Source organism: Streptomyces dengpaensis (assembly GCF_002946835.1).
Classification (GTDB): Bacteria; Actinomycetota; Actinomycetes; order Streptomycetales; family Streptomycetaceae; genus Streptomyces; species Streptomyces dengpaensis.
Genome location: NZ_CP026652.1, coordinates 6,978,585 through 7,000,963, shown reverse-complemented (window position 1 = coordinate 7,000,963; position 22,379 = coordinate 6,978,585). Strand labels below are relative to the sequence as shown.

Here is a 22,379-nt window from a genome sequence, read left to right as displayed (position 1 = left end):
AATCCCCCCTCGGACACCACGCGATGTAGCGATCAGGCCCTGGCCGGGAGCATTCCCGACCGGGGCCTGCTGTTGTGTTCGTGCCAGGCCGCGCGGTGGGCCCGTGCCTCGGTCCCGGCCCTGCGCAGGGCCGGGGCGGGCACCGGCAGGCGGCACAGAGCGTCGAGGGTGTCCAGCATCCGCCCGGCGAACCGCTGCCCGAGCGGGGTGAGCCGGCCGGAGTCCAGGAGGACGAGGACCGCCTCGCGGGTCGCCGAGCGCCAGCGGGCGAACCGTACGTGCGCCGCGGCGCGCAGGGCGGGGTCCGGCTCGGTCTCGCGGCGCCGGTTCCAGAACTGCGCCACCCCCAGATGCGCGTACGTCCCGTGGAAGAGGCCGAGCAGCGGGCGCGGGTCGGTGCGCCAGGGGGCGTAGTACAGCTCCTGGCCGCCCGGCTCGAACAGGTCGAAGAGGTGCAGCAGGGCCGCGAACTTGTTGTGCTGCATCTCGTGCGCCATCGTCACCGCGAACAGGGTCCCGGTCGGGGGCAGCGACAGGGCGACACAGCCGAAGGTCTCCGCGCTGCTGCCGCTGACGCTTCCGCGGGCGGTACCGGTCAGCGGGACCAGGAGCCGCGGGCCGGCGGCCAGTTCCGCGTAGGCCTCCGGGTGATCGGCGCGCAGCAGTCGGCAGGCGTCCCGCGCGACCGCCGTCCAACGGTGCACCTCGTCGGCGCCGAGGGCTCCGGGGCGCCCCACGGCGTACGGATAGCAGGTCGGGTCCAGGGGGTCGAGGAGCAGCGGGGAGCCGGTGTCGAGGGTGGCCAGCAGGCGCGGGCCGCGCCAGCGTCCCTTGGCCCGGTATGGATTCGTCGGCACCGTGACCGGGTCGGCGGCCAGGGCTGATCCGGGTACGGCGATCCTCGTGCGGCCGTCGTCGTCCACGCGTACCTCGACGATGTCGCCGGGGCGGGCGCCCGGGAAGTGGGCCCGGCCGAGCGAGGGCAGCGTCACCCAGGGACCCGCCATCGGCCACCGCACGCTCCCGGACAGCCCGGCGCGGACCGCCGCCGCGGCGGCGAGCGCGGTGAACCGGTGCACCGGTGGCTGTTCGCGCCCCTGGGGCAGGTGGGCGAGCAGGCCGAACAGCGCGGGACCGGCCGACGGATGGGTCAGGACGGCGGCCGCGGCGCCGGGCGCCGCGTTCCGGGCGGCGGCTAGCCGCTCCCACGCCCGTTCGGCCTCCTGGGCCACGCTGCCGCCGGTCTCGCGGGCGGCGGCCGTCACCGCGTACACGCAGGCGAGGCGTCGGCTGTGCTCGGCGCGGGCGAGGAGCCGCAGGGCCGCGGCGCCGCCGCATCCCGCGGCGACCTCGTCGAACAGCACGCCCGGCATGCGATGCGGCAACGGCGTCATGCCACCTCCGACGGCAACGAGGGCGCCGGCCGCGGGGGCGGCGGCCCCGCGGGCGGCGGGGGCGTCCACCCCATCGGGGGTGATGGGGTCCACGCCCTGGGCGGCGGGGTCGCCCTGCCGGTCGGCGGCGAAGTCGACCACCCAGCCGGAGTCGAAGGCGGCCCTGCGATTGTTTCGCCCCCTCCGCCCTTACCCGTCCCGTACCTGGGGCTCCGCCCCAGACCCCGCTCCTCAAACGCCGGAGGGGCTGAAATGTCGCCGGCCGGGGCTGATGGCGAAATGTCCTCCGCCAGTCGTCCTCGCACCCGCCCGATCAGCGCCGCCAGGTCCGCGCAGTACACGCTCGGGTTGGCGAATCCCGTGTCGTGGCGGTAGCGGTTGGCGTAGTGGCCGCCGCCGCACACCGGGTGGAGCGGGCAGGCGCGGCACGGGGCGGACAGTCCGTCGGCTCCCCATTGGCGGGCGGCGACGCCGGGGTGGCGCAGCAGGGCGTCGAAGGAGTGGCGCCAGATGTCGAGGCCGGTGCGTGCGGCGCCGTCGTAGGCGGTGCGCAGGCTGTCGTCCTGGGCCAGGGAGCCGTCGGTCTCCACCACCGCGTAGCGCACCGGGGCGAGTCCGAGGGCCTCCGTCCGCGGGGCGGCGCCGAGCAGGAGGGCCATGAGGTCGTCGAGGAGGCGTACGCGGGTCTCGCGCACGGCGGCCCCGTACCAGCGCTCGAAGACGGCCCCGAGCCAGTCCGCGTACGGGGTGCGCCGACCGGCGGGGTCGAGGCCGGGCGGTGGAGTGTGCCAATTGCCCAGCGGGAGAAGGAAGTCGACGGTGGGCGGGCGGTAGGAGAGCAACTGCTCGTAGGTGCGCACGGGGTCGTTGCGCAGGTCGATCGTGCACAGCAGGGCGGCGAACAGCGGCCGGTACGACTCGCTCGCCAGCGACCGCAGGGCCGCCTCGACCCGGGCGTGACTGCCGCGTCCGTCGGCGCCGCGGCGGTGCCGGTCGTGGGCGGCGCGTCCGCCGTCGATGCTCACCCCGATCCGGATGCCGAGTTCGCCGCAGAGATCGAGCCGCCGCTCGGTGAGGCGTACCCCGTTGGTCTGCAGGGACAGATGCAGCCGTACGCCGTCGCCGACGGCCGCGCGCAGCGTCCGGACCGTGCGGGCGAGCGCGGCGTCGCCGGCGAGCAGGGGTTCGCCCCCGTGCAGGACGACGCCCGCCTCGTCCAGCCCGTGTGCGGACAGATGCTCGGCGATCCGGTGGGCCGTGCGCTCGACGGTGGCCGGGGCCATGGCGCGCGGCTGCTTGCGCCAACTCTGGTCGTGCGAGCGGTACATGTAGCAGTAGTCGCAGGCCAGGTCGCAGCGGCTGTGCACCTTGAGGACGAAGGAGTGGAGGGGGTACGGAACCCAGCCGGCCGTCTCCCGTGCCATCACGTCGGCAGTCCTCGGCCAGGGCGGCTCCGCATGGCGCAGTGGCGGTCGACTCATCCGCTTCCCCCCGAAGACGTGCGCCGCCACCCTGTCGTACAGCGGAACGGGCGCACCCTGTTCGACCAGTATTCGTTCGGGGTGTGTCGAGCGTCAACATCACGAATGAGCCAACAGGTGCCGTGCCGCAGGCAGTTGAGCAAGCCGGGGGTTCACGAGAACTGCCGCGCGGACAGTGGAGGGCGTTACGCTGAAGTGGACACCGGTCACCCGTCCGCGCACTCGCGGGGCGGGCCGCGGCCGCACAGCGGTTCCACGAACACCATGGAGTGGACACCATGGCAGTTGCCGAGGGCGCGACGCCTGCCGAGCCGTGTCCGGGCGAGGGCGGAGGTCAGGCGCCCGAGGCCCGGCCCGTCGTCGTGGACACCCCCCTGCCCGTCGCCCTGGACGACCACCGGTCCGTCGCCCTGGACGACCCTCAGCCCGTCGTCGTGGACGACCTTCAGTCCGTCGTCGTGGACGACCCTCAGTCCGTCGTCCTGGATATCGCCGGACTGGCGCTCGAAGACGTCGCCGCCCTGCCGGACTCCGTGCTCGGCGCGCTGCTGCGCCGGGTGCACGACAGCTGCGCGGCGGGGGACCCCTTTGTCACCGGTCACACCGAGAGCGCGTGAGCGAAGTGGGCGGGATGCGGGCGAGCCGCGGTCCGGCCGGGCGCCGGGCGCGCACAGCCGGGCTCGAGTCGGCGACTGACCTTATACTGACACCCCCGCATGTCTGTTATGCCCGTTATCCACGGTTTCCCTTGTATGTCCACCTTCCCTTGCTGTGCCGCGCCGAGCGGAGAGGTCATGCCAGACGCCAACCCCCTTGACCGCGCTGGTTCGTTCGCCGTCTTCTTCACCACGTCGGAGAATCTCGGGCTGAGCACCACCCTGCGCAACGCGGCGGACATCCTCGCCGAGGGCAACCGCAGTGTGCTGCTCGTGGACGGCCGCTCCGGCGACCGCGCGGGCGGCACGGACCCGGGCGACGGCACGGACCCGGCCGTCGGCAGGTCCGTACCCGCCGTACCCGAGCCGGTGCCCGGGCAGGTCGCCGCCGTGGCGCTCACCGCCCCGGACGCGCTGCTCGGGCTCGCGGACGACCCCGTGGTGGCCCGCTACGACCACATCCTGGTCGAGGCGCCGGTGCCGGACGCCCCCGGTGCCGTGGAACCGGCCCGGCTGGTGGGGTTCGCCGACTCGGTCGTCGTCTGCTTCGCGCTGACCGCCTGGTCCATCGACGGTGCCGCCGCGCTCGCCGAGGACCTGTCCGGCGGGCCGGACGACCGGGCCGTTCGGCTGCTCACCCTCGGGCTCAAGAGCGACGTCGGCGTCCACGACCGGCTGCGCGACGCACGGGAGCGGGTGCGCCGCAAGTTCGGCCCGCTCGCCCAGGCCCACGACGACGGCGAGTTCCCGTTTCTGGAGATCCCGTACAACCCCCTCTACCTCGACAGCCGCAGCCTCGCCGTCGAGGCCGAGGGCGTCGGCACCGTCATGGGGCTGCGTCCGTACTACGAGCGGCTGGCCGACTGGCTGCGTGTGCGCCGTCCGGCCCGGTTCACCCAGGTCACCGTCGTCCACTCCGCGCGGCACGCCCTCTGGGCGGCCTGGCTGCAGGACCGGCTCGGCGACCGGGGCGTCCGGACCGAGCTGCGCAGGGACGACACCTACGCAGGTGAGCGCCCCGAGCACGGTACGGCCCTGCTCTTCCTCTCGCCGGGTGACGCGGACGACACCCTGCTCGCCCAGATCGGCGCCCTCTCCCACACCGACGTGCGGATCGTCCTGGTCGACGAGCCGTTCCCGCACACCGAGGCGGCCCACCACGAGCGGATCGACCTGCGCGACACCACCGAGGACGAGGCGCTGCGGCTGCTGTACACCGGCCTCGGCCTCGGTCCGGCCCAGCCCCGCGAGGGGGGCGCGCGGGGCGCCCGCTTCCCGCGGCTGCCCGAGACCACCAACATCGCGCCGCGCAACGGCGGTTTCATCGACCGCGACGCCCTGCTCGCGCGACTCGACGAGCAGCTGCGCGATGCCGGCCGCGACGGCAGCTGCGTGGTGCTGTACGGCCCCAGCGGGTGGGGCAAGAGCGAGACCGCGCGGGAGCTGTGCCACCGCTACGGCGCCCGGTACGACGTGGTGTGGTGGGTACGCGCCTGGGAGACGCAGCGGGCACGGCGCGGCCTGGCCCGGCTCGCCGGCCGGCTCGGCACCGCGGAGGACCAGCTCGGCGTCGTCGCCCCCGACGGGGGCGTCTCCCGGCTACTGACCCGCCTGTCGCGCCCCGACTCCGACTCGGGGAACTGGCTGATCGTCTACGACGGGGTGGTGGACCCCGCCGAACTGCACGGCCTGCTCCCCGTTCCCCATGAGCGGGGTCATGTGCTGATCACCAGCCGCGTCGCGCCGCAGGAGCAGCCGGACGCCCGCCCGCCTCACCTGGCGGGATGCGCCATCGGCCCGATGCGGCCCGCCGAGTGCCGCGCCCTGCTGGGCGAACGGCTGCCGGAGATCACCGACGATCAGGCCCAACAGGTGGGCAGCGTCGTGGACTTCGTCCCGCTCGCCTTGCACCTGGCCGCCCACTGCCTCGCCGAGCGGGCCGGCGCTCACCGGCGCGACGATCACATGGCGCCGGAGGCGGCGGCCCGCGCGGCCGTCGCGGACCTCATCGCCGAGCACCGCACCTGCAAGACCGATCTCCTCGGTGAGGCCGACGCCGTACCGCCCGTCGCCGTCATGGTGCGGGTGGCCCAGCACGTCGCGGGGACCACCCTGGGCTCCGCCGCGTGGCGCGCCGAGAGCCCCGCGCACGACGCCCTGGGCTGGCTGCTGGGCGCCGCCTCCCTGCTCACCGGGCGGGGTACCGGCCTGGACCTGCTGCGCTCGCGCCGCATCCTGTCCGAGCTGGCCCGCGACGACGCGGCCGAACCGCAGGAAGCCGCGGGCACCGTCCGCCCACGGCACCCCGACGACGTACAGCTGCCCGACGAGCACATGGTGAGCGTCGCCCTGTGGGCCCTGGCCCAAGTAGGCCTGCTCGACGTCGACTTCGACCGCAAGGAGCAGCCCCTCGTGCAGCACCACGCGCTGCGCGACCTGATCCGCGACGGCATGGATCCCGCCGAGCGGCAGCACGTCGAGTCGGTGCTGCGCAGCGTCCTCGCCGAGTACGTGCCGCACGAGGACCAGGACCTGCCCGCCGACTGGGCGCGCGAGGTGTACTCGCTGCGGCTGTGGGAGGACTCCCGGCCCCGGGTGCGCCGTTCGCTGCTGCGCCACCTCAACGCGCTCAGCCAGCGCGGCGAGAGCGCCGACCTCTCCCGCCTCCTCGACATCGCCGGCCGGGCCCGCGAGGTCTGGCGGGCCGACGGCGACGAGCAGACGCCCGAGTATCTGCGCCTGCTCAACCACACCGCCCGCGCCCACCGCCTGGGCGGCGAGTACGAACGCTCCCGCGAGCTTTCCCAGGAGGCCCTGCGCGGTCACCGCAGGCTGCTCGGCCTGATGCATCCCCGCACGCTGCTGTCGGCCGACTCACACGCCGCGACGCTGCGGGCGCTGGGCCGGTTCGAGGACGCCCTCATCCAGATCAGACCGGCCATGGACGGGCTGACCCTGCTGCTCGGCTGGAAGCATCCCGCCACGGTCCAGGTCGAGCACAACCTCGCGCTCACCGAGGCGCTCACGGGGCGTGTCACCGTCGCCCTGGGCCGGCTTCAGGAGCGCTTCCGCTACCGGCAGGCCGTCGGCGGCAAGGAGGACGCGATCGCCTGGCGCGCGGCCGATCTGCTCGCGTACCTGTACCGGATGGCGGGGCGCGACGGCGAGGCGCGGGATCTGCTGCGCCAGCGGCTGCGCCGGTACGGCGACACCTGGGACGGGGCGCGGCTGTGGACGGAGGTCGGTCTGGCCATCAGTGAGCGCCGGCTCGCCGACGGATTCCCCGCCGTCAAGGACCCCCGGTACGGCTTCGAGATGGCCCACGAGCGTGACCTGCGGGCCTTGCAGGAGTACGTCAGCCGCTTCGGCGCCGACCGCTTCGACACGCTGCGCTGCCAGTTCAGCTACGCCGCCGACCTGCACGCCCTCGGCAAGGTGGAGGAGGCCGAACAGCAGGCACGGCAGTGCGCGGAGGCGCTGGCGGCCCGGTTCGGCGTGGGGCACCCGTACACGGGGCTCAGCCAGGTCCGGCACGCGGTGTATCTGCGGTCGATGGGCGAGGTGCAGCGCGCGGAGGACGAGGGCCGCGCCGCGGTGAACCTGCTGGCCCACAAGGTCGGCCCGTCCCACCCGTGGGTCGCCGTCGCGGAGAACTCCCTCGCCGCCACGCTGGCCGCCGCCCACCGCACGGAGGACGCGGCCCAGCTCGCCCACAGTGCCCTGAACCGGCTGCGCGACCTCGGTATCGCCCACCGTCCCGACGGGCGCCGGGTGCGGGCCCACCACGCGCGGCTGACCGGTTCCGACACCTCGCGTCCGATGCCGCCGTCGGGCTACGACATCGACCTGGAGCTGCCCGAGCTGTAAGAAGAGGACGGACACACGAGGAAGGCACCGGCACGGGACGCCGGACCGCACGGGCGTCCCCGCAGTCCCCACCCGAAAGGCGAGCGCACGTGGCAGCCCCCGCACCGCACCGCACCGAGACCCTGACGGAGTACCACTGGTCCGCCGAACGCCACGGCCGGATAACGGAGTTGTGCGAGGATGCGGCTGAAGAGGCCCCCGAGATCCGGTCGTTGTCCCACTACAGCAACGGCATCCTCGACTTCGTGGTCTGCCACGCCGACCGGGCGCCCCTGAGCAGTCTGGTCACCGAGGCCGACGACGACCTGCACGACGAGTCGCTGCCGGGCAGCCGGCTGCTGCTGTGCGCCCAGGATCTCGGCGCTGTCCTGCGTCCGCTGGGCACCGGTGAGCTGATGCGCACCGTCGTCGCCAACGAGCGCGGCGGTCTGTGGGGCGGGCGGGTCAAGCCCGGCGAGTACCTGGCGGCGCTGACCGACGGCCCCAACTGCGTCCCTGCCATGGACGCGACCATGAACGCCCTGGTCACCCGGATCCGTACCGAAGTGCACCGGCTGCCCGACGAGTTGCCCGGTGGCACCCCGGACGCGAAGCCCCGGCTCGCCTCGACGGACGCCGGGGACGCGCCGCTGCGCGTCGACTTCGGCACGGCCGCCGCGCCCGTTCCCGCCTACGAGCAGCGGCTGCGCTCCCTGTGGCACAAGCATGTGAACATCACCGACCTCCAGTACGCGGGCTACTACCGCGACTGGACGCTGGTGTGCGTCGGCGACGTCTTCGACGCGCCCGACCTGGCTCCGCGTTTCCTGGACGTGAGCGTGCGCAGTCGGCGCACCGCCTATCGCGACCTCTCGCGGGGTCTGCGCGGCCACTTGGTCCGCCTCACCGACGCGCTGCATCTCGTGGCGCCCCCGGCGGAGGGCCTCGCGCCCGTCCAGCGGCTCGTCCTCGATGTGCAGGAGGGCGCGGTGTACGTCACCTGGCTCTCGCCCCGCGAGTTCGTCGTCGGCGTCACCCTCGACCAGCCACAGGTCGGCCACGCCGAGGCCCGGTTGCGCCGGCTCGCGCACGACCTGGGCGAGATCAGGGCACAGTAGCCGCGCTGAGCGTGCCCCACACCTCCTCCGCGAGGACCTCCACCGTACGGGCCGCCGTCAAGGGGTGCGGATGACCGGCGCTGCCCAGCAGGTGCACCGGCAACACCTCGACCGCGCTCTCGTACTCCCGGCAGATCCGGCGCAGTTCGGTCAGCTGGGCCTCGGTCGGCACACCGCGCAGCGCGGTGCGGTGCCAGGCCGCGACGGATCCCCGGAAGTCCTCGGTCAGCGCCCGTACCAGCGTGGCGCAGCCCAGTGCGCCGAGTTCCACCGGCGTCGCGGTGGTGCGGTGCGTCATGGTCCGCCCGGCCACGCGCCGGGTGACCGCGTCCAGGACCGCCAGCGCCTCACGGAACCGGCGACGCACCGGTCCCGGCAGTTCGGGGGCCGACGGCTCGGTCGCGGGCGGGTGCGCCGGCCCGGTGAGCGGCGGCACGGAGCGCTCCTCACGCGGCAGCGCCGCAGGGGGCCGTGCTTCCAGCGCAAACGCGGCCATCGCCTGGCGTAACGCGTCGAGCTGGGCCCTCTGCTGCTCCAGGTCGCGGTGCATCCGCTCGCTCAGCCGGCCGAGGTCCTCCTCCCGGCGCCCTTCCTCGAGCCGCCTGCCGAGCTGCCGCAGTGCCTCGTCGGCGCTCTGCGGGAACGCCCCCTGCCGGTACACCAGCGGCCGCGAGCCGATCGAGCGGGCGAGGCGGTCCTGCATGGGCTGCGACACATGGCCGTTGACCACGAGCAGCACCTCGAACCGTGCCGGATGCACCGCGCTGCGCAGGCCGTGCACATGGGCGGCGACCCGTTCCGCGTCGTCGGCGAGGAGGACGGAGCGGGTGAGGATCACCGCGAGATACGTGTTGGGGGCGGGAGCGAGCCAGTACAGCACTTCCTCCTGGCCGCCCGGCGGTGCGGACATCCGGGCGGGGACCGGGTCGCGGGAGGCGATGCGCCACTGCCCCAGGTCCAGGGCCTTGTGCACGTCCGCGGTGACCTCGCGCCGCGAGACCTTCTCGTGCAGGGAGCGCACGGCCGCCAGTACGGCCGCGGCGGTCACCTCCCGTACCGCACCGTGCTCGTTCTCGCTGAACTGCCAGGCCTGGCGGCAGGTCCTGAGCACCTCGCGGGGCACGCCCTCGGTCAGGTCGTACAGCAGTCGCAGCGCCTCCGGGCCGAACGGGCCGGAGGACCGGCGCGCCCGCGGGCCTGCCCGGTCGGGGCCCGCCTCGACGTAGGCCGCGACCAGCTCTCCGGTGAGCTCCTCGTCGAAGCCGGTCGGCCACAGTTGCACGACCCGTTCGTGCACGCTCGGCCGCAGTGCCTGCAGTCCGTCCGGAGAGACGCAGAACACCAGGAGACCGCCCCGGCTCGCATAGATGTTGACGAGTCGTTCGAAGGCGTCCACGAAGGTGCGCCGGTTCTCCTCGGGCCAGTCGAGGACCTTCTCCAGGGAGTCCATCAGCAGCACATACGGGCTGCCGACCCGGCCGTGCACGAATCCCTGGACCGCCAGCGCGTCGAAGACCCGGTCGATGCCGGCCGCGGTGTCCTGCTGTCCGCCGGGCCCGCCGGACGGCCCGATGGCCTCGGTGATGCCGCGCTCGCGCAGGGCCTCGGCGGGCTCTTCGCCGTTCAGCCACCTCCACACCATCCTGGTGAACGGCGGGTCCTGGAGCAGGGCCAGCGCGGCGGCGAACCGGCGGTGCTCGGTGACCTCGCCGAGCGTGCCGCGCAGATCCGCGTGGATCACCTCCGGGTCGTAGCGCAGCGCCGAGACCACCTTGTCCGGGTCGAGGCTGCGGTCGCGCAGCCCAGCGGCTATCTCGTCGAGCGTCCCGAGGCGTGGATCGCTGCCCTGTGCGCCGACGCGATTGGCGGTCACGTACGCGTAGTAGTCCCGGACGAGTTCCTCGAACGCGCGCCGTCCCCGGGTGGTGTCGCCGGGGCCGCGCAGCCGGTCCCGGTACATCCGCCCCATGTCCTGCGAGGGCTCGTCCACGATCCACATCGGGGGCCCGTCGGGGCGCGCGCCGAGCGTGGCGTACACCTCGCGCAGCGCGTGGCTCTTGCCGAGGCCGAACTCGCCCACCAGGGCGATGGTCCTGCCGCGCCGGCCGCCGGCGGGGCTCTCGGCGAGGTAGTCGTCGACCAGTTGGGAGAGCTCCTTGAGGGTCGGCGTGCCGACGGTCGCGTTTCCGGAGTCCGCCGCTTCGACCGGCGCGGCCCCGAGGTCGGCCGAGGGGCCGAGGCGCACAACGGGGATCAGCGGGAAGGGGTTGCTGTGCCAGATGTCTCCACTGCCTGAGGCCACGATGGCACTCCTCGTGTTTCCGATGACGTCGATGCGAGCGGCGGGCGGGTGCGGGGATACGGAGGTTGAGGGGTACGGGGCTGTGTCAGGAGCCCGGGGACGGGCCGGGTTGGCGGGGTGGCGCCGTGGGGCCGGGCGGCTCGCGCCGCAGGGTGGCCAGGTCCGGACCCGGCCGTCCCGCCGTGTGCTGTCTCAGCTCGGCGGCGGTGATCCGCACGGATCTGCCCGTGTGGCGTTGCCGCTCGGCCACCGCGTGGAAGACCTGCCGCAACTCCCGTACGTCGGCGGGCTGCCACTGCTCGTGTGCCCGCAGCAGCTCGTCCCTGTCGGTCTGCGGGACCCGGGTCGGCGCGCTGTCCGGGTCGGGATGCCCCGAGCGGGTGCTCTGGCTGAACTTCACGGTGTCCTCCGGCCCGAGGCCGCCGAGCGCGAGGTGGGTGACCACGGCGCTGGGCAGCAGTTCCTCGACCACCTTCCTCGCCGTCTCGGTCGTTCCGTGGCTGACTTCGACGAGGAGTACGACCCGGGTCTGCGCATGACTCAAGCAGGTCTTGAGGAATTTGGTCCGCACTATCTCGTCCTTCCAGTCGATGTGGGGAACGACGACGAACAGCAGTGCGTCCTGCTGGGCCAGCAGGGTGCTGATCGCGCTGAACGCCTTCACCGGGGAGTCCTGGGACATCACCTGATCGAGCATCGCGCCGGTGAAATGCGTGCGCAGCGTGGCGACGACCTTGTCGCGGATGGTGGCGTTGATGGCCGGGGTCGAGGCGAAGTCGCCGTGCTCGTCGATGCTGATGGCGCGGCCGTCGTTGCCGTATCCGGCGGTCATCGCCACGATGTGGCGCGGGGGGCGGCGGGTGCCCGGCGGCGCGGTGCGGGCCAGGTCGTTCAGCCGCGCGATGAACTGCCCGGCGCGGTAGATGCAGTGATGGATGAGGGTGGTCTTGCCCATGCCGGCCGGCCCGGTCACCACCACCAGACGCCCTTGGTCCACACCGGGTTCGACCAGGTCCGGGAGCCGGTCCAGGCAGTGCTTCTGGAAGTGGTCCAGCTGCTCGCGCGCGTGGTCGACGTCCACCCACTGGCCCGCGTGGCTCTCGTCCTCCCACGGCACCAGCGGGTGGTCGTCCCTCGGCGGGACGGCGAGGCCCGGCAGGCTCTGCCTGCTGCCCGGTACGTACACGCCGTACGGGTTGTCCGGGATCGGCATGGTCATGCGGCCGCTCCCGGGGTGACGGGGGCGGGACGCCGCTCGCGAAAGGTACGCCATCTCCAGTACAGCGCTCGGCCGTTGAGGTCCGCCACGGTGCGCAGCCGCAGCTCCACGGTCTGCCGCACGCCCTGCGCTTCCCGGGCGCGGTCGTCCGGGCCGAGGAACGCGCCGCCGCGGGCGGCGGGGAGCGGCCCGGCCAGCGGCAGTTCGTCGGCCAGCCGCCGGGCCGCCGCGCGGCGCGCGCCGGGCCCGGCCACCTGGGCCAGCGCGGCGGTCAGCGCGTCGCGTGCGGTGAGCACCGCCGTGTGGTCCGACTGGGGGTCGCTCTCGTACGCCGCCAGATACTCCCGTACCGCTGTCCGGAACGCGGCCTCGCCGGAGCCCAACTGCTGTTTGAGCAGCCGCCGTTCGGACGACACGCGTTCCGAGAACTGCCCGCCGAGGGTGAGCAGGGCGCCGGCCGCCAGCAGGGGCAGCGACTTCAGGAACGCCACGAACCAGCCGTCCTCGGCGGTGTCCTTGGCCGCCGTGCCCGGGGAGTCGGAATCGACCGCCATCAGCGCGGAGCACGCCCGTCCGAAGTCGTCCTCGCGGTCCTCGGCCCACTTCTCCAGCGTCATGGGCCCACCGGCAGCGGTGGGTCTGACCGTGCCCGCGGCCGTCGCGTCGGCCTTGAGGAGGTTGAGGCGTACGGCGGCCGCGACGAGGTCGCCGCGGTGCTCGGCGTCGAGGCAGAACACGAGTTGGGCATCGCGCTCGTCGGACGCGAGGGCCGCGGCGGGCGCGGCGGGCGCCGCAGGCACGGCAGGCGCCGCAGGCACGGCAGGCGCCGCAGGCACGGCAGGCGCCGCAGGCACGGCAGGCACGGCAGGCACGGCGAATGCGGGGGCGGCGGTGGCGCCGAGGAACACGAGCGCCGCGACGGCCGCCCAGCGCGCGGTCCGGGGGGCTGCGCACCCGGTGCAGGCAGCACACGCAGCGCGCCCAGCGCGAGGCGCACGCTCCGCGGCCGTGTCCGCACGATGCCGGCCGCCGTGCGGTGATGCCGGCAGGCCACCGTACGGCGATGGCGGTACACCATGCGGTGATGCCAGTGCACCTCGCCGTGATGCCAGTGCACCTCGCCGTGATGCCAGTGCACCTCGCCGTGATGCCGGTTCAGCTGGCCGTGATGCCGGTACGCCGTGCGGCGACGCCAGTGAGCCGTGCCCCAGTCCCTGCCCCATGCGCGCTCTCCCCGTCCGGCCACTGGCGTGCGCCGGTTCCCTCGTCCTGCTCCCCCGCATCCCCCGCGTTCCGGTACCGGGGCCCGCGCGTGCGCCGGTCCGGACCGCGGTCATGCCGGGGATCGCCCGTTCGCCAACGGCTCCCGCGTCAACGGCTCCTGCGCCAACCGCTTTTCGCAAGGGGAGGGACGCTCGTCAGCCACGTGGAGTTCCCTGTGACCAGGCAGCCACCGCAGACGCGGTGGATGCGCTAGCAGCACCCGCGACGTGCCGTACAGGATGTTGACGGTGACCACGGCGGGGCCGACGGTCGCGACCGTGCCGGGGAAGTCCCGCTCCAGGGTGAGCGCGATGAGGACGGCCGTGATGCCGTTCTGCTGACTGAGCCCGAGGGCGATCCAGTCCCGCCGTTCGAGGCCCCGTACGAACAGGGGCATGACGCACAGCGCCACCACCGCCTGCGCGCCGAACGCGGCCACGCCCAGCACCAGCCCCGGCAGCAGCGCCACGCCCTGCGCGAGGAACAGCCCGAGCGCGAGGAACGCGGCCAGGAAGGCGCCGCCGACGGCACGGTCGAGCACCCTGTCGAACGCCGCCTTGCGCACCACGAGGCCGGCCACCGCCACCGCGAGCATCAGCATGTTCCCGGCGGCGAGCATCAGCATCGCCACCACCAGCAGTCCCGCCAGAGCCGTTCCGGCGCGTCGGGCGCGCGGCGAGGCGGACACCCTGGCCGCCGCTCTCCGCCCGGCCCACCACAGCAGCAGCACTCCGGCGAGCAGCGCGGCGTTCAGGGCGAGTCCGGCCGCGTAGCCGCGCGCGCCCCCGCCCGCGACCGCCGGTGTGCCCTCGTACCCTGCCCTCGTATAGGCGTAGCTCGCGACATACAGCGTCAGCAGTACCGTCATCGGATCGTCGAACGACGCCCATGCCGTCAGCAGCGAGCGGGCGCGCGGTGACATGCGTCCGCTTCTGGAGAGGGCGGCCACGGACAGCGGGTCGATCTGGGCCACCGCGATACCGAGCACGAGGTACTCGGGCCGCCGGAACGACAGCACCATGACAGCGGTGATCAGGCCTGCCTTGAGGAGGACGCCGAGCGTGACGGCCGCCACCACGCCGGGCACGTCGGAGCGCACGGCCTTGAGGTCGATCGAGTACGTGCTCCCGTACAGGCCGACGGCGAGCAGGAGGCCCGCGCAGAAGACATAACCCGTGGTGCCGACCAGTGCGGACGGATCCACCGCCACACCGACGACCAGGCCGAGGCCCAGCAGGCCCACCCCGCCGATCACGATGCCGGGAACCGACGCCGACGGCATCCAGCCGCGCGCGCGTTCGGATGTCGCCACTGCCACTCCCCCCTTCCCCCTGCGGCGCGTGGTTGCGGTTGTCCCCCCGTGAACTCGGAACTGCCCGTGCTGTCCGGCCCGTTCGGGTGCCGCCTGTCGGCACGCGAAGTCCCCCCGCGGCCGGACGCTGCCGCGGGGCAGGTGAATCGTAGGGGTCCCCAGTGCCGTGCGAAAGCCGAACATCGGCCTGTTGTACGGCAGTTGACGGACAGGCCCCTGTGGATGTGTGACGTGGAGCGCCGAGGCCGCGTCGTACGGCCCTGCCTTGACGATGCCCGTTCCCGCGCGCCGTCGAACACGAGGCCCGCGGGGTGTCTCATGCCGTGTTCCCTGCTCGTGCCGTGTCGCGTTGCCTGCTCGTGCCGTGCCGCCCGCATGTGTGGGGCATGTCTCGTCAGCATGACATGGCCCCATGTCAGAGCACCGGAACCAGTGCTTCTGGTGCCCCGTCGGACCTCCTCGCATGGCCGATGACCAGGTGCGCGGTTAGCGTCGTACTAAAATTCCAGGCTTGTTTGGAGCTGGACCGGAATATCCCCAGGCATACCTGCGGGCCACCAGCGCCCCGGACGTTCCGGGAGAACACGTGAGGACCCGATGCCAGCCCTACGGGAAGGCCCCGCACTCGTGCTGTCCGACGACGAGGTGCGTGCGGAGTTCGGTGGCCAGGCGCGCTTCTCCGCCTCCTCCGCCGCCGCGCCGCGCACGCTCGTCGACATCCTCGACGCCTCGGTGCGGGCGTACCCCGACGAGCCCGCCCTCGACGACGGGCACCGCTGCCTCACCTACCGTGCCCTGGCCGTCGAGGTCGAGGCGCTGCGGCGGCGGCTCGCGGACGCCGGGGTCGGGCCCGGCGACCGGGTCGGCGTGCGGGTCCCCTCGGGCACCAATGAGCTGTACGTCGCCATCCTCGCCGTCCTGGCCGCCGGTGCCGCCTATGTGCCGGTGGACGCCGAGGACCCGGACGAGCGGGCCGAGCTGGTGTTCGGCGAGGCGGAGGTGCGGGCGGTCGTCGGGGCCGGGCACCGGCTGACCGTCACGGACAGGTCCGACGCTGCCGCGGAGCGACCCGGCGGGACGGCCCACGACCCCGGGGAGCGACCCGGCGGTACGGCCACCGCCCGCGCCCCGCGCCCAGGCGTCGACCACGACGCCTGGATCATCTTCACCTCCGGGTCCACCGGCAAGCCCAAGGGCGTGGCCGTGAGCCACCGCAGCGCGGCCGCGTTCGTGGACGCCGAGGCCGCGCTGTTCCTGACCGACGACCCGATCGGTCCGGGTGACAGGGTCATGGCTGGTCTCTCCGTCGCCTTCGACGCCTCCTGCGAGGAGATGTGGCTGGCCTGGCGGTACGGCGCCTGTCTGGTGCCCGTGCCGCGTGCGCAGGTCCGCAGCGGTGCGGACCTCGGGCCCTGGCTGGTCGAGCAGGAGATCACCGTCGTCTCCACCGTGCCCACGCTGGCCGCCCTGTGGGAGCCCGAGACCCTCAACGAGGTCCGGCTGCTGATCTTCGGCGGTGAGGCCTGCCCGCCCGAACTGGCCGGCCGGCTCGTGACGGACGGGCGTGAGGTCTGGAACACGTACGGGCCGACCGAGGCGACCGTCGTGGCCTGTGCCTCCCTCATGACCGGCGACGAGCCCATCCGGATCGGGCTGCCGCTGAACGGCTGGGAGCTCGCCGTCGTCGACCAGGCCGGGGAGCTCGTGCCGATGGGCGGCAGCGGGCAGCTCGTGATCGGCGGGGTCGGACTCGCCCGCTACCTCGACGCCGAGAAGGACGCGGAGAAGTACGCGCCCCTGGAGTCGCTCGGCTGGGAGCGGGCGTATCGCAGCGGTGACCTCGTCAAGGCGGAGCCCGAGGGGCTGATCTTCCTCGGTCGGGCCGACGAGCAGATCAAGCTCGGCGGACGCCGGATCGAGCTCGGTGAGGTGGACGCGGCGCTCCAGGCACTCCCGGGTGTCGCGGGAGCGGCGGCCGCCGTGCGCACCGCGCGCAGCGGCAACCAGCTCCTCGTCGGCTATGTCGTCACCCAGGACGGCTGGGACCACGCCACCGCCGTCGAGAAGCTGCGGGCCGAGCTGCCCGCCGCCCTGGTCCCGCTGCTCGCCCCGGTCGACGACCTGCCGACCCGCACGTCCGGCAAGGTCGACCGCAATGCCCTGCCCTGGCCGCTCGAGGGTGTGGAAGCCCCCAAGGCTCAGCTCTACGGCACCGAGGCCTGGCTCGCCGAGCAGTGGAGCGACGTCCTCGGCATCGCCGTGGGCAGCGCGTCCGACGACTTCTTCGCGATCGGCGGCGGCAGCCTGGCCGCCGCCCAGCTCACGACGAGGCTGCGCACCCGCTATCCGAGCGCGGCCGTCCTGGACATCTACCAGCAGCCCGTCCTGCGCAAGCTGGCCCGGCACCTGGAGAAGTCCGCGCAGGACGACGGCTCCGAGCGGATCGTCGCGCCCGTTCCGGTGCGGGCCAAGGTGGCCCAAGTGCTCCTGCTGATTCCGCTGTTCACGCTGCTCGGGCTGCGCTGGACCGTGGCGCTGGCCGCGCTCGGGAACGTACTGCGCTGGTTCGGCCCGTATCCCTGGGCCCCGGGTGCCTCGTGGTGGCTCGTGGCCGCCGGGGCGGTCGTCTTCTTCAGCCCGCCGGGGCGGCTCGCGATCGCCGCGGCCGGGGCGCGGCTGCTGCTGCGGGGGGTCAAGCCCGGCCGCTACCCGCGCGGGGGAAGCGTCCATCTGCGGCTGTGGACGGCCGAGCGGCTCGCCGAGTTCAGCGGCGCGACCTCGCTGACCGGTTCCTGGCTGGAGCGGTACGCCCGTGCCCTGGGCGCCAAGGTCGGCCCGGACGTGGATCTGCACTCGCTGCCGCCGGTCACCGGCATGCTCAAGCTCGGCCGGGGTGCCGCCGTGGAGTCCGAGGTGGACCTGTCGGGGCACTGGCTGGACGGTGACCGGCTGGAGATCGGCCCGGTGAAGGTGGGCGCCGGCGCGGTGGTCGGCACGCGCAGCATGCTCTTCCCGGGCGCCCGGGTGGGCAAGCGGGCCGAGGTGGCCCCCGGTTCCGCCGTGGCCGGACAGATTCCGACCGGGCAGCGCTGGGCCGGAGCGCCCGCGGTCAAGCTCGGCAAGGCGAAGCGCGCCTGGCCCAAGGAGCGGCCGCAGCGCGGCACCTACTGGCGGGCGATGTACGGGGCGACCGGGTTCGCGCTGACCGCGCTGCCGGTCCTCGCCGGTGTCGCCGCGCTGGCGGTGGCCCGCGTGTTCGTCAGCGCGGACGCCGGGCTCGGCGCGGCCCTGCGGGGTGCCGCGCTCGCCCTGGTACCGGCGACGCTCGCCTTCGGTCTCGCCTACGCGCTGCTGCTCCTGATCGCCGTACGGGTGCTGAGCCTGGGGCTGCGTGAGGGCACGCACCCGACCCACAGCCGGACCGGCTGGCAGGCCTGGACGGTCACCCAGCTGATGGACCGCTCACGGGAGACGCTGTTCCCGCTGTACGCCGGGCTGATCACGCCCGTCTGGCTGCGGCTGCTCGGCATGAAGATCGGGCGGGGCGCCGAGGTCTCCACCGTGCTCGCGCTGCCCAGCCTCACCACCGTGGGCGACGGCGCCTTCCTCGCCGACGACACGCTGACCGCGCCGTACGAGCTGGGTGGCGGCTGGATGCGGATCGGGCGGGCCGAGATCGGGCGCCGGGCGTTCCTCGGCAACTCCGGGATGACCGCGCCGGGCCGCAGCGTGCCGGACGGCGGTCTGGTCGGGGTGCTGTCGGCGACGCCGAAGAAGGCGAAGAAGGGCAGCTCGTATCTGGGGCTGCCGCCGGTCAAACTGCCGCGTGCGACCCGGGACGGCGACCAGAGCCGTACGTACGAACCGCCCGCGCGGCTGCTGTGGGCGCGGGGGCTGGTGGAGCTGTGCCGGATCGTGCCGGTGTTCTGCTCGGCGGCCCTCGCCGTGCTGACCGTGGCGGCGCTCAGCGCGCTGGGTGCCTGGGCGGCGCTGTTCGGCGGGCTTGTGCTGCTCGGCGTGGGCGGGCTCGCCTGCGTGACGTCCATCGTGGCGAAGTGGCTGCTGGTGGGCCGGCACCGGACCGGTGAGCACCCGCTGTGGAGCGGATTCGTGTGGCGCAACGAGCTCGCCGACACGTTCGTCGAGGTCGTGGCCGTGCCGTGGCTGGCCGGATCCGTGCCCGGTACGCCACTGATGACCGCGTGGCTGCGCGGCCTCGGCGCCCGGATCGGCAGGGGCACGTGGGTGGAGAGCTACTGGCTGCCGGAGACGGATCTGGTGACCCTGGAGGACGCGGCGACGGTGAACCGGGGCTGCGTCCTGCAGACTCACCTCTTCCACGACCGGATCTTGCGGACGGATACTGTTGTTCTCCGTGAGGGCGCCACCCTGGGCCCGGGCGGAATCGTCCTGCCCGGCAGCACCGTCGGCGCCCGGTCCACCCTGGGTCCCGCGTCGCTGGTGATGGCGGCGGAGTCCGTTCCCGACGACACCCGCTGGCTGGGCAACCCGATCGAGGCATGGCGTTCGTAGCGGACATGACCGGATCGGATACGAAGGGCGGTACAGCGGCACGTCGTACGAGCACAGGGCAGGGAGCAGTCGCAGCAGTGAGCGTTCAGCAGACAGCGGGACCGGACCCGTACTTCCCGGCCAACGGTGATCCCCGCTACCGGGTGCACCGGTACGAGCTCGCGCTGGACTACCGCCCCGGCCCGAACCGGCTCTCCGGCACCGCGCGGCTCAACGCCATAGCGGGCCGTTCCCCGCTCACCGAGTTCCAGCTGAACCTGGCCGACTTCCGGATAGGCCGGGTCCGCGTCGACGGCAAGGCACCGCACTACACGCACCGCGGCGGCAGACTGCGCATCCGCCCGGCGAAGCCTGTCCGCGCCGGTGCCGCCTTCACCGTGGAGGTGCACTGGTCGGGCAACCCCAAGCCGGTCAACAGCCCCTGGGGCGGGCTCGGTTGGGAGGAGCTGGAGGACGGGGCGCTGGTGGCGAGCCAGCCGGTCGGGGCGCCCTCCTGGTACCCGTGCAACGACCGGCCCGCCGACAAGGCCTCCTACCAGATCTCGGTCACGACGCCGTCCGCGTACTCGGTGGTGGCGGGCGGACGACTGCTCACCCGTACGACGAAGGCGTCGACGACTACCTGGGTGTACGAGCAGGCCGCGCCGACCTCCAGCTATCTGGTCGGGCTGTCGATCGGCAAGTACCAGACGGTGCTGCTCGGCGACCCGGGCCTCGGCGGCGTACCGCAGACCGGGCATCTGCCCGCGCATCTGCTCCTGGAATTCTCCCGGGACTTCGCCCGGCAGCCCGCGATGATGGAGCTGTTCGAGGACCTCTTCGGGCCGTATCCGTTCGGCGAGTACGCGGTGGTCGTGACGGAGGAGGAGCTCGATGTCCCCGTCGAGGCACAGGGGTTGTCGCTGTTCGGCGCCAACCACGTGGACGGGGCGCGGGGTTCGGAGCGGCTGATCGCGCACGAGCTGGCGCACCAGTGGTTCGGCAACAGCGTGTCCATCACGGACTGGCGGCACATCTGGCTCAACGAGGGCTTCGCGAAGTACGCCGAGTGGCTGTGGTCGGAGCGCTCCGGCGGCCGTACGGCGCAGCAACTGGCCGCCCTCGCGCACCGGAAGCTGTCCGCGCAGCCGCAGGACCTGGTCCTGTCCGACCCGGGCCGCAAGCTGATGTTCGACGACCGGCTCTACGAGCGCGGCGGCCTCGTCCTGCACGCCCTGCGCCACGCGATGGGCGACGACGCCTTCTTCCGCATGCTGCGCGGCTGGGCCACCCTGCACCGGGGCGGAGCGGTGAACACCGCCGTCTTCACCTCGCACGTCGCGCGCTACGCGGCCGAACCCCTGGACGACCTGTTCACGGCGTGGCTGCACGAGCCGGCCCTGCCGCCGCTGCCGACACTCGACGCACGGGTTCCGGCCCGGCCCACCTATCCGCCGACGAACGCCGACTCGGCCTAGACCAGGGGAGAATGGCGTCATGACCAGTCGTTCCTGCCCCTGCGGGCTGCCCGAGCCGTACGCGCAGTGCTGCGGGCGGTTCCATCGCGGTGAGGCCGCCGCTCCGACCGCCGAGGCGCTGATGCGGTCGCGGTACAGCGCCTTCGTGAAGGAGGACGAGGGGAGTCTGCTGCGCACCTGGCACCCGCGGACGCGGCCGCCGCGGGTGGAGTTCGACCCCGGGATGCGGTGGACCGGCCTGGAGATCCTCGAAACGGGTCAGGGGTCGGCGTTCCACTCCACGGGCACCGTCACCTTCCGGGCCTCGTACCGGGGCGGCTCGCTGCACGAGCGCAGCCGCTTCGAACGGGTCGACGGGGCGTGGGTGTACGTGGACGGGGACTTCCTCGAGTAACGGAGGCTTCCTCGAGCAGTCGCCCTTACGGCGCCAGGATGTCCAGCTCCTGCAGCGCGCCGACGGTGATCTCGCGGGTGAGTTCCTCGGCGCGGGCCGCGTCGCGCTCGCGGACGGCCTCGGCGACCTGGACGTGCAGGGTCACGGCGGCGGGGTCGGGGTCCTCGAACATGACTTCGTGGTGGGTACGGCCCGCCAGGACCTCCGCGACGACATCGCCGAGACGGGCGAACATCTCGTTGCCCGACGCGTTGAGGATCACCCGGTGGAAGGCGATGTCGTGGACGAGATACCCCTCCAGCTGCTGACCGCGTGACGTGGCGACCATGCCGAGCGCGCACTCCGTGAGCTCGGCGCACTGTTCCGCCGTGGCATGCCTGGCCGCCAGGCCCGCGGCGACGGGTTCGACGGCGGAGCGCAGCACGGTGAGCGAACGCAGCTGGTGGGGGCGGTCTGCGCCGGCCAGCCGCCAGCGGATGACCTGGGGGTCGTACACATTCCACTCGGCCTTGGGGCGTACCGTGACGCCGACCCGGCGGCGGGATTCGACGAGGTACATGGATTCGAGCACCCGGACGGCCTCGCGCATCACGGAGCGTGACACCTCGAACCGCTGCGCGAGCTCGTCCGTGCGCAGCACGCTGCCCGGCGGATACTCGCCCGCCGTGATAGCCGGCCCGAGGGTTTCCAGTACTTGTCCGTGCAGCCCTCGGCCCCGTGTGGTCATGGGCTCAGGGTACGAGGCCGCGGCCGGGAACAAAAGATCAGACTTATATGTCACAGGCTCTTGAATTTGTCGTACCTAATAGGTTTCAGTGTCGTCGACATCAAATGTCGATGAAGACAGCGAGAGCACGATGCAGCTGACGAACACCCCCCATGTCGTCGTGATCATGGGCGTAGCAGGAACCGGCAAGACCACGGTCGGTCCCCTGCTCGCGGCCCGGCTCGGCGTCCCGTACGCCGAGGGCGACGACTTTCACCCCCAGGCCAACATCGACAAGATGACGGCCGGGACACCGCTGACCGACGAGGACCGTGGGCCGTGGCTCGACGCGATCGGCGCCTGGGCCCACGACCGGGCCGGACTCGGCGGTGTGGTCAGCAGCTCGGCGCTGAAGCGCAGTTACCGGGACCGGCTGCGGGCGGCGGCGCCCGGAGTCGTCTTCGTGCACCTCACCGGTGACCGCGCGCTCATCGAGGACCGGATGTCGCACCGCGAGGGCCACTTCATGCCGACGGCGCTCCTGGACTCCCAGTTCGCCACCCTGCAGCCGCTGGAGGCGGACGAGGCGGGAGTCGCCGTGGACGTGTCGGGCGGCCCCGAGGAGATCACCGATCGGGCCGTGGTCGCGCTCCAGGCGCTCTCCGGCCAGCCCTCGCAGTAACAACTCCGCCCAACCC

14 protein-coding genes are annotated in these 22,379 nt (G+C 73.2%); 7 read left to right on the top strand and 7 right to left on the bottom strand.

Annotated elements, in window-relative coordinates:
• Positions 1-32: 32 nt before the first annotated feature.
• Complete coding sequence (locus tag C4B68_RS32255; protein WP_240634763.1) at positions 33-1,373, bottom strand: aKG-HExxH-type peptide beta-hydroxylase; 1,341 nt, start codon at positions 1,371-1,373, stop codon at positions 33-35.
• A 17-nt stretch (positions 1,374-1,390) separates the two neighbouring features.
• Positions 1,391-2,818: an FxsB family cyclophane-forming radical SAM/SPASM peptide maturase gene (locus C4B68_RS32250; protein ID WP_240634547.1), complete on the bottom strand. Its 1,428-nt coding sequence runs from the start codon at positions 2,816-2,818 to the stop codon at positions 1,391-1,393.
• Positions 2,819-3,153: 335 nt separating this feature from the next.
• Here C4B68_RS32250 and fxsA point away from each other — a divergent pair, with 335 nt between their 5' ends.
• The 3 genes from fxsA to C4B68_RS32235 all read left to right on the top strand — a co-directional run bounded on the left by fxsA (position 3,154) and on the right by C4B68_RS32235 (position 8,495).
• Entirely contained in the window at positions 3,154-3,492 is a 339-nt protein-coding gene (fxsA, locus tag C4B68_RS32245; RefSeq protein ID WP_099503142.1) for an FxSxx-COOH cyclophane-containing RiPP peptide, read from the top strand.
• A 177-nt stretch (positions 3,493-3,669) separates the two neighbouring features.
• Positions 3,670-7,398: an FxSxx-COOH system tetratricopeptide repeat protein gene (fxsT, locus tag C4B68_RS32240; RefSeq protein ID WP_099503140.1), complete on the top strand. Its 3,729-nt coding sequence runs from the start codon at positions 3,670-3,672 to the stop codon at positions 7,396-7,398.
• Between the two features lie 89 nt (positions 7,399-7,487).
• Entirely contained in the window at positions 7,488-8,495 is a 1,008-nt protein-coding gene (locus C4B68_RS32235; protein ID WP_099503138.1) for a hypothetical protein, read from the top strand.
• Here C4B68_RS32235 and C4B68_RS32230 read toward each other — a convergent pair.
• The 4 genes from C4B68_RS32230 to C4B68_RS32215 all read right to left on the bottom strand — a co-directional run bounded on the left by C4B68_RS32230 (position 8,482) and on the right by C4B68_RS32215 (position 14,591).
• On the bottom strand, positions 8,482-10,797 hold the full coding sequence (locus C4B68_RS32230; protein ID WP_099503136.1) for a hypothetical protein: 2,316 nt from the start codon (positions 10,795-10,797) through the stop codon (positions 8,482-8,484). The genes C4B68_RS32235 and C4B68_RS32230 overlap by 14 nt on opposite strands.
• A gap of 85 nt (positions 10,798-10,882) precedes the next feature.
• Positions 10,883-12,016, bottom strand: coding sequence for a P-loop NTPase family protein (locus tag C4B68_RS32225; protein WP_099503134.1), 1,134 nt, complete (start codon positions 12,014-12,016; stop codon positions 10,883-10,885).
• Positions 12,013-12,816, bottom strand: a complete 804-nt coding sequence (locus tag C4B68_RS32220; protein ID WP_167458950.1) for a hypothetical protein — start codon at positions 12,814-12,816, stop codon at positions 12,013-12,015. Before C4B68_RS32220 ends, C4B68_RS32225 begins: the two co-directional genes overlap by 4 nt.
• Before the next feature lie 533 nt (positions 12,817-13,349).
• On the bottom strand, positions 13,350-14,591 hold the full coding sequence (locus tag C4B68_RS32215; protein WP_099503130.1) for a cation:proton antiporter family protein: 1,242 nt from the start codon (positions 14,589-14,591) through the stop codon (positions 13,350-13,352).
• Between the two features lie 597 nt (positions 14,592-15,188).
• Between C4B68_RS32215 and C4B68_RS32210 the strand changes: the two genes are divergently transcribed.
• From C4B68_RS32210 to C4B68_RS32200, 3 genes are all read left to right on the top strand, one after another.
• Positions 15,189-19,124, top strand: coding sequence for a Pls/PosA family non-ribosomal peptide synthetase (locus C4B68_RS32210; protein ID WP_099503128.1), 3,936 nt, complete (start codon positions 15,189-15,191; stop codon positions 19,122-19,124).
• 77 nt (positions 19,125-19,201) lie between these two features.
• Positions 19,202-20,581: a M1 family metallopeptidase gene (locus C4B68_RS32205; protein WP_240634546.1), complete on the top strand. Its 1,380-nt coding sequence runs from the start codon at positions 19,202-19,204 to the stop codon at positions 20,579-20,581.
• 19 nt (positions 20,582-20,600) lie between these two features.
• Positions 20,601-20,975 carry a YchJ family protein gene (locus tag C4B68_RS32200; RefSeq protein WP_099503126.1) on the top strand — a complete coding sequence of 125 codons (375 nt, stop codon included), beginning with the start codon at positions 20,601-20,603 and terminating at the stop codon, positions 20,973-20,975.
• Positions 20,976-21,000: 25 nt separating this feature from the next.
• Here the strand turns inward: C4B68_RS32200 and C4B68_RS32195 are convergent, their stop codons facing one another.
• Entirely contained in the window at positions 21,001-21,702 is a 702-nt protein-coding gene (locus C4B68_RS32195; RefSeq protein ID WP_099503124.1) for a FadR/GntR family transcriptional regulator, read from the bottom strand.
• Between the two features lie 130 nt (positions 21,703-21,832).
• On the opposite strand from C4B68_RS32195, the gene C4B68_RS32190 reads away from it, so the two are divergent.
• Positions 21,833-22,363 carry a gluconokinase gene (locus C4B68_RS32190; protein WP_099503122.1) on the top strand — a complete coding sequence of 177 codons (531 nt, stop codon included), beginning with the start codon at positions 21,833-21,835 and terminating at the stop codon, positions 22,361-22,363.
• The last annotated feature ends 16 nt before the right edge of the window (positions 22,364-22,379 follow it).

What these genes read in the sequence shown, in the direction of transcription:
- C4B68_RS32210 (WP_099503128.1), top strand. Translation starts at nt 15,189, where the DNA reads ATGCCAGCCCTACGGGAAGGCCCCGCACTCGTGCTGTCCGACGACGAG.
- fxsA (WP_099503142.1), top strand. Translation starts at nt 3,154, where the DNA reads ATGGCAGTTGCCGAGGGCGCGACGCCTGCCGAGCCGTGTCCGGGCGAG.
- C4B68_RS32195 (WP_099503124.1), bottom strand. Translation starts at nt 21,702, where the DNA reads ATGACCACACGGGGCCGAGGGCTGCACGGACAAGTACTGGAAACCCTC.
- C4B68_RS32225 (WP_099503134.1), bottom strand. Translation starts at nt 12,016, where the DNA reads ATGACCATGCCGATCCCGGACAACCCGTACGGCGTGTACGTACCGGGC.
- C4B68_RS32190 (WP_099503122.1), top strand. Translation starts at nt 21,833, where the DNA reads ATGCAGCTGACGAACACCCCCCATGTCGTCGTGATCATGGGCGTAGCA.
- C4B68_RS32255 (WP_240634763.1), bottom strand. Translation starts at nt 1,373, where the DNA reads ATGCCGGGCGTGCTGTTCGACGAGGTCGCCGCGGGATGCGGCGGCGCC.
- C4B68_RS32250 (WP_240634547.1), bottom strand. Translation starts at nt 2,818, where the DNA reads ATGGCACGGGAGACGGCCGGCTGGGTTCCGTACCCCCTCCACTCCTTC.
- fxsT (WP_099503140.1), top strand. Translation starts at nt 3,670, where the DNA reads ATGCCAGACGCCAACCCCCTTGACCGCGCTGGTTCGTTCGCCGTCTTC.
- C4B68_RS32200 (WP_099503126.1), top strand. Translation starts at nt 20,601, where the DNA reads ATGACCAGTCGTTCCTGCCCCTGCGGGCTGCCCGAGCCGTACGCGCAG.